This window comes from Hydrogenophaga sp., from assembly GCF_030656115.1.
Taxonomy (GTDB): Bacteria; Pseudomonadota; Gammaproteobacteria; order Burkholderiales; family Burkholderiaceae_C; genus Hydrogenophaga.
Map to the genome: position 1 here is coordinate 1 of NZ_JAUSOO010000160.1, position 6,912 is coordinate 6,912.

Annotated in this window: 8 protein-coding genes; all 8 read right to left on the minus strand. The window is 63.1% G+C overall.

Features of this window, described 5'->3' with window-relative positions; genetic code table 11:
- On the minus strand, positions 1-1,854 hold a 1,854-nt coding region (locus Q7J58_RS21020; RefSeq protein WP_304831823.1), incomplete at its 3' end, for a heavy metal translocating P-type ATPase.
- Between the two features lie 4 nt (positions 1,855-1,858).
- The gene (locus Q7J58_RS21025) at positions 1,859-2,107 is read right to left on the minus strand and encodes a DUF2933 domain-containing protein (RefSeq protein WP_304831824.1); all 249 of its coding nucleotides are present in this window, start codon (positions 2,105-2,107) and stop codon (positions 1,859-1,861) included.
- A gap of 20 nt (positions 2,108-2,127) precedes the next feature.
- Positions 2,128-3,768 carry a multicopper oxidase domain-containing protein gene (locus Q7J58_RS21030; protein ID WP_304831825.1) on the minus strand — a complete coding sequence of 547 codons (1,641 nt, stop codon included), beginning with the start codon at positions 3,766-3,768 and terminating at the stop codon, positions 2,128-2,130.
- Positions 3,769-3,825: 57 nt separating this feature from the next.
- On the minus strand, positions 3,826-4,326 hold the full coding sequence (locus Q7J58_RS21035) for a hypothetical protein (protein ID WP_304831826.1): 501 nt from the start codon (positions 4,324-4,326) through the stop codon (positions 3,826-3,828).
- 104 nt (positions 4,327-4,430) lie between these two features.
- Positions 4,431-4,796: a cytochrome c gene (locus Q7J58_RS21040; protein ID WP_304831827.1), complete on the minus strand. Its 366-nt coding sequence runs from the start codon at positions 4,794-4,796 to the stop codon at positions 4,431-4,433.
- A gap of 134 nt (positions 4,797-4,930) precedes the next feature.
- Positions 4,931-5,278, minus strand: a complete 348-nt coding sequence (locus Q7J58_RS21045) for a copper-binding protein (protein ID WP_304831828.1) — start codon at positions 5,276-5,278, stop codon at positions 4,931-4,933.
- Between the two features lie 49 nt (positions 5,279-5,327).
- Entirely contained in the window at positions 5,328-5,819 is a 492-nt protein-coding gene (locus Q7J58_RS21050; protein ID WP_105730805.1) for a cupredoxin family protein, read from the minus strand.
- 70 nt (positions 5,820-5,889) lie between these two features.
- A partial coding sequence (locus tag Q7J58_RS21055; RefSeq protein ID WP_304831829.1) for a multicopper oxidase domain-containing protein occupies positions 5,890-6,912 on the minus strand: 1,023 nt, incomplete at its 5' end.

Here is a 6,912-nt window from a genome sequence, read left to right on the forward strand (position 1 = left end):
CATCACGATGCGCAGACCGGATGCCTTGAGGGTGGCTAAGGCCTCCGGTGTGCTGGCCTTGACCGGATCGGACACTGCCAACAGGCCCATCAGCTGTCCATCAACAGCCAGGTGCATCACGCTGGCACCTTCTGCGCGCAAAGCCTCGGCCTGCGGCACCAGCGCCGCGACCGAGACGCCCATCTGCTCCATCAGCGCGGTGTTGCCCAGCGCCAACTGGCGCCCAGCCACCTGGCCACGCACGCCGATGCCCGTGCCAGACTCGAAGTTCTCGGGTTTGTCCAGCACCATGCCGCGTTCGCGGGCGGCACGCACGATGGTGTCGGCCAGCGGGTGCTCGCTGCCCTGGTCCAGGCTGGCGGCCAGGCGCAGCACCTCGTCGGCGTCAAAACCGGTCGCGGGAATGGCGCTATCGAACGTCGGGCGACCTTCGGTCAATGTACCTGTCTTGTCGATGATCAGGGTGTCGATCTTGCGCATGTTCTCGATCGCCGCGGCATCCCGGAACAGCACGCCATGCGTGGCGCCCCGACCGGTCGCGACCATGATGGACATGGGAGTGGCCAGACCCAGGGCGCAGGGACAGGCAATGATCAGCACCGCCACCGCGTTGATCAGGCCGAACACCCAGCGCGGCTCGGGGCCGAACAGCCCCCAGCCGAAGAATGTCAGCAAGGCAATGCCCACCACCGTGACGACGAAGTAGCCCGCCACCACGTCGGCCATGCGCTGCATCGGTGCCCGGGAGCGTTGTGCCTGGGCCACCATCTGCACGATCTGCGACAGCATGGTGGCCGCGCCCACGCGCTCACTGCGCATCACCAGCGCGCCGCTGGTGTTGAGCGTGGCACCAATCACCTTGTCGCCCACCCGTTTGGCCACCGGCATCGGCTCGCCCGTGAGCATGGATTCATCGACCGCACTGCCGCCTTCGGTCACCTCGCCGTCCACCGGCACTTTTTCGCCGGGCCGCACGCGCAGCACGTCACCTACGTGCACATGGGTCAGCGGCACGTCCTCTTCGGTGCCGTCGGCGCGGATGCGGCGGGCCGTCTTGGGCGCCAACCCCAACAGCGACTTGATGGCCGCCGAGGTCTGCGACCGGGCCTTGAGTTCGAGCACCTGGCCCAACAGAGTGAGCGAAATGATCACGGCGGCGGCCTCGAAGTACACGGCGACGCGGCCCATGGAGATGAACGAGTCCGGGAACACCTGTGGCGTGACCGTCGCGACCACGCTGTAGGCAAATGCGGCTCCCGTGCCCAGCCCGATCAAGGTCCACATGTTGGGACTGCGGTTCATCACCGATTGCCAGCCACGCGAGAAGAACGGCCAGCCGGCCCACAGCACAATGGGAATGGACAAGACCAACTCGACCCAGCTCTGCACGGACATGTCCATCCACTGGAGGCGGTGGCCAAACATGGCGAGCACAAAGACCCCGGCGGTCAGCGGCAGCGTCCACCAGAAGCGGCGCTGGAAATCGCGCAATTCGGGGTTGTTGTCGTTATCAAGTTCCGGCAGCAAGGGCTCCAGCGTCATGCCGCACTTGGGGCAATTGCCCGGATGGTCCTGGCGAATCTCCGGGTGCATCGGGCAGGTGTAGACCGTGTCGGCGGCCGCTGGCGCTGAAACTGCAGTCGCCGTGGACACAAGGTACTGCAGCGGGTTGGCTGCGAACTTGCCCTGGCACTTGGCACTGCAGAAGTAGTAGGGCCGCCCCTCGCGCTTCAGCGTGTGCGCCGACTGCGCCGTGACCTTCATGCCGCACACCGGGTCCTTGAGATCGGTGGGCGAGTCGGGCACGGTCGGCGGGGTGCCGCTTCTGTGGTGTTGGTGTGTGGTGATATTCATGGGCCTATTGCTTGTCGTCCTGGGTGCGACCGGGTGTCTGCGGGTGCCGACCATGTCCTCCATGACCGTGTCCATGCATCAGGTGCATCAGCGGACAGGCCAGCAACAGCAGGTAGGGCCAGTAGCCCAGGACATGGCCCCAGTGCTCGCGCAGCATGTAAAACCCTGCGATCAATGCAGCCGTCGCCAGCGCCATGCCGGCTGGGCGCCGCCAGAAGGAATGCACATGGGGTTCGTTGTCATCGTGGTTCATGGTGTCTGGTGCTCCGTTGGCTAGGCTTTGACCGCGTACCGCATCATCATTCCCGCCTCGGCGTGTTCAAGCGTGTGACAGTGAAAGACGTAGTCCTGATCGCCTTGGTGCGGATGCGAAAAGTCGATGGCGATCCGCACGGATTCACCCGGCCACACCTGCAGGGTGTCGACCACGCCCTGGTCCTGAGGCAGCAGGCCGCGTGCACCGGCCAGGGAGCGAACCGGCGCTGGACTGCCCAGACGTTCGAGCACCCGGAACGAGAAACCGTGCAGGTGCATGGGGTGCGGCATGCTGCGTTCAGCGTTCTCGATCCGCCAGGTTTCACGCGCGCCCCGCTGGACAGTCAATGGGACAGCGGTATGGTCGTACACCCCACCGTTGATCGTCCAGTGGCCCTTGCCATCGTGGCCCAGTTGCATGCGCCGCGCCGCGCCCGCCGGTTCAACCGGAGCGGAGAGGCTAGACAGGCGCGCAGGCAGACGGCGGTCGTATGGTGTGCTGGACGGCGCCAGGTCGATACGCATCAGCGCCCGTGCATCGCCTTCCATGGCCATCGCTGCGAGCGCGGCTGCGCCTTGTGTCGCACCATGCTGGCTGTGGTCCATCGTGGCCATGTCGTGCCCCCCCTCCTGGTGCATCGGGTCGAAGGGCAAGGACGCCAGGGTCACCGGGCGGGTGGGGTTGGCTTCTCGAAAATCCACCAGCACATCCAGCCGCTGGCCCGGGGAAAGGAAGGTCTGATCGATGCGCAAGGGCTGCGCAAGCAGGCCGCCATCCGTGCCCGCCAGGTAGAAGCCGAGCGCTTTGCCGTCCTGCAGGAACGCGAGCCGGTAGCTGCGCGCGTTGCTGCCGTTGAGGATGCGAAAACGAACGATGCGACGCCCGGCCTTCATGTGCGGGCGCTCGGTCAGGTTGACCATCAGCCGGCTGCCCACCCAGCCACCGAAGGCTTGGGCGGCGCTGGGCGCGTACTGGAGACGTCCTTGGGCATCGAACTCCTTGTCCTGCAGCACCAGCGGGATTTCGGATTCACCCAACGCCAGCGCCAGCTCCTTGCGCAGGGCGGCTTCGTCGTCGTCCTCGACGAACAGCAGGCTGGCCAGGCCGTGATAGGCCTGCTGAGGGATGTATCCGTGGGCGTGGGGGTGGTACCAGTACATCGACGACCGGTCCTGCAAGGCGAACGCGTAGTCCATGCTCTGACCCGGCGCCACGACGTTGAGGCCATTGCCGTCGTTGCGAGAATCGACACTCAGGCCATGCCAGTGAATGACCGTCGGTTGATCAATGTGATTGATCAGCTTCACCCGCATCTCGTCGCCACGGCGGGCCAGAAGCGCCGGGTTGAGGAACTTCTTGCCACGCGATTCCACGGCGTAGGCTAGGATAGGTGTGCGCTGACCCGGCAGCACCTCGATCTCGCTGCGGACCACATGGACTTCCTTGAAGTCTGTTGCGGGTAGAACACCAAAAAGACCGCTGCTTCCCGGAAGTCGCAAGGGGTTGGAGAAGCCCGCCGCCTGTGTTTCAAGGCGAAGGATCTCGTCGGAAGACAGGCCTGACTGGGCAACTGTGGCCGCCCAGATGCCTGGGCAGGCTGTCGCAGCACCCAGAGCACCCGCGCCGCTCAGAAACTGCCGCCGGGAATACATCGACATCACACAATCTCCTGAACTGGATATGAAAACTGGTACAGCGTCAGAACGTCGCCGTGGTCACTGGGCACCGGTACTGGACGGCGACTGCGGCATGCGCTGCATCATCATTTCCATCATGTTCTGCATCATGTCCATGCGCATCTCCATCATTTGATGCCGCTGGGTCATGTCCGGTGTAACGGCGCCGGGAGCCCCCATTCCCTGCATTCCAGACATGCCACCCATGGACTTCACGCCTTTCATCATGTCCATTCCTTCTTGCATCGCCTGCATGTGTTCTGCCATCAGAGACTGGCGTTCGGCCGGCGTTTTGGCCGCCGCCATCTTGGCGCGCAGCGCCTGCATGGTGGTCATGTGCTGCTGCATGTGTTCCTGCATCTGCGGCATCGACGACATGCCCATGGGCATACCGGCCTGAGGTGTAGCCTGCTGGGTCGTGCCGCTGGCTGCCGGGGTGGACGGGTGGTGCTGGGTGTGGTCTGCTGCTTGCTGTGCTGCGGCAGAGAACGCCGCACCAGCGACAGCCACGGCCAGAAGGGTTCGGATCAAGGTGGACATATCGATTTCCTTTCGTGACGGAGCGCATGGCGAGATGCCATGGAGTCACTGTAGGAATCGACCCAGGTCGCCAAGATGACCCGGAGATGACAAAAAAGTCAGGTTCAGCGTGGCGACTGCTGCTGGGCCTGGAGATTGATGTCGTTGTGGTGGCGCCGGGTCTCTGGTGACCACTGCGACTTGATCCAGGACAGAACCGCCACGATGTCGGCATCGCTGAGCGAATCGCCAAAGGCGGGCATGTTGGTGGCGTAGTCGGGCATTCCAACGGCCTTCGCCACCCCTTCCTTGGTGATGCGAATCAGCACATCGTCCGAGTGGTGCCAGGTGTGGCCGCTCCCGTCGTGGGGAGGCGCCGGCAAGCGACCATCGGCACCCCGTTCTCGCCAGTTGGCCTGCCCCTCCAGCGTCACGCCATGGCAACTGGCGCACCGGGCCTGGTAGATCAGCGCACCCTGCTTGAGTATCACGACGTCATCCGGGCGAAGCAGCCCGATGGGATCTGACCGGAAGAAGTCCGCAGATGGCCCCCAGAAAAAAGCTGCGGCAATCCCTGCCAGAGCAAGAACAGCCGCAGCCAAACGGAGACGCTGAAAACGCAGGATCACTTCACTGGCTGGATGTCCGTCACCGTCATCTGCCCGTTCTCGTTCGTGACCATGAACTGGATCTTGGCACCGACGCTGGTCTTGTCCAGCAAGGCCTTGTCCTTGGCCACGAAGACCATGGTCATGCCGGGCATGTCCATGTGCTTGATTTCACCGTGCTTGATGGTGATCTTGCCGGCGTCCTTGTCGATCTTGCGGACTTCACCATCGGTCATGCTGGGCATGCCCGCCATGCCCGCCATGCCCATTTTGCTGTGGTCCATGTTCATTTGAGCGAACACGGGGTTGGCTGCAATGGCCGTGAAGGCCAGTGCGGTTGCGCTCAGAACCAGTCGCAGTTTCATCTTGAATCCTTGTGTCGTTGGGTGGAGGTTGTGATGATCGGATAGCTGCTTACTTGGCTGCCACCTTGACCTGGCCCTTCATGCCGGCCTCGTAGTGGCCCACATGCAAGCAGGCGAAGTTCACCACACCGGGCTTGGTGAAGCGCCAGATCACTTCACCCTGTTTGCCAGGCTTGAGCGAGATCTTGTTGGCTTCTTCGTGCTCCATGGTCGGGAACTTCTTCATGACCTCGTAGTGCTCCTTGAGCTCCTTTTCCGTGCCGAGGCTGAACTCGTGCGGCACCTTGCCGGAATTCTTGATGACAAAACGGATGGTCTCGCCCTTCTTCACCGACACGTTCGACGGCGTGAACCGCATGCTGTCGGCCGCGTCCACCTCGATCGTGCGCGTGACGTTGGCTGCGACACCCGGTTCGCCGATGGGCGATTCATCGTGCCCACCGCCATGGGTGCCACCAGCGAAAGCAGCCGATGCGGCCAATGCTGCAGCAGCGAAAACAAAGCCAGCGCGGGAAGCGAAGTTGAACTTGACGGATTTCATGGTTGTCCTTGGGGTTTTGGTTGGGGAAACGGTTGAGGAAAAACAGTGGTGAGACGGGCAATGGGCCATTTCAGTGGGACATGCCTTTGACGGTGGGTTTGATCGCCGTGGCGGCGGCCGGTGTCGTGTCAGCGCTGGCCGCAGGGCGTGGTGTCGGGGGAAGTGCGCCGTTCCATTCGTAGGCCACGGTTCCCTCGGGGAACTTGTACGGGCCCGGGTCTTTGTAGTCGCCCGTTTTCTGGTCCTTGCGGACCTTGAAGACCGTGAACATGCCACCCATTTCCAGCGGCCCGAACTGGCCGGTGCCGGTCATCATCGGCGCCGTGTTGTCGGGAATGGCCATCTGCATCTCACCCATGTCGGCCATGCCACGCTCGCCCATCAGCATGTAGTCGGGTGCGACTTTCTGGATCTTCTTGACCAGGCCGCGGTGGTCCACGCCGATCATGGTGGGCACATCGTGCCCCATGGCGTTCATGGTGTGGTGGCTCTTGTGGCAGTGCATGGCCCAGTCGCCTTCTTCGTCGGCGATCAGCTCGATCTGGCGCATCTGGCCCACGGCCACATCGGTAGTGACCTCGTACCAGCGCGTGCTGGGTGGCGTCGGACCACCGTCCGTGCCCGTGACCAGAAACTCGTGTCCGTGCAGGTGGATCGGGTGATTGGTCATGGTGAGATTGCCCACCCGGATGCGCACGCGGTCGTTCAGGCGCACGTTCAGCGTGTCGATGGCCGGGAACACCCGGCTGTTCCAGCACCAGATGTTGAAGTCGGTCATGGTGTTGACCTTGGGTGTCTTGCTACCGGGCTCCACGTCAAACGCATTGAGCAGGAAACAGAAGTCCCGGTCCACGTCGCTGATGTGAGGATGCTTGGTTTTGGGGTGGGTCACCCACATGCCCATCATGCCCATGGCCATCTGCACCATCTCGTCCGCATGCGGGTGGTACATGAAGGTGCCGGGTCGCCGCGCCTCAAATTCATACACAAAGGTCTTGCCCACGGGAATCGCGCGTTGGTTCAGACCCCCGACGCCGTCCATGCCACTGGGCAGACGCTGACCGTGCCAGTGGATGGTGGTGTGCTCGGGCAG

What these genes read in the sequence shown, in the direction of transcription:
- Q7J58_RS21025 (WP_304831824.1), bottom strand. Translation starts at nt 2,107, where the DNA reads ATGAACCACGATGACAACGAACCCCATGTGCATTCCTTCTGGCGGCGC.
- Q7J58_RS21050 (WP_105730805.1), bottom strand. Translation starts at nt 5,819, where the DNA reads ATGAAATCCGTCAAGTTCAACTTCGCTTCCCGCGCTGGCTTTGTTTTC.
- Q7J58_RS21030 (WP_304831825.1), bottom strand. Translation starts at nt 3,768, where the DNA reads ATGTCGATGTATTCCCGGCGGCAGTTTCTGAGCGGCGCGGGTGCTCTG.
- Q7J58_RS21045 (WP_304831828.1), bottom strand. Translation starts at nt 5,278, where the DNA reads ATGAAACTGCGACTGGTTCTGAGCGCAACCGCACTGGCCTTCACGGCC.
- Q7J58_RS21035 (WP_304831826.1), bottom strand. Translation starts at nt 4,326, where the DNA reads ATGTCCACCTTGATCCGAACCCTTCTGGCCGTGGCTGTCGCTGGTGCG.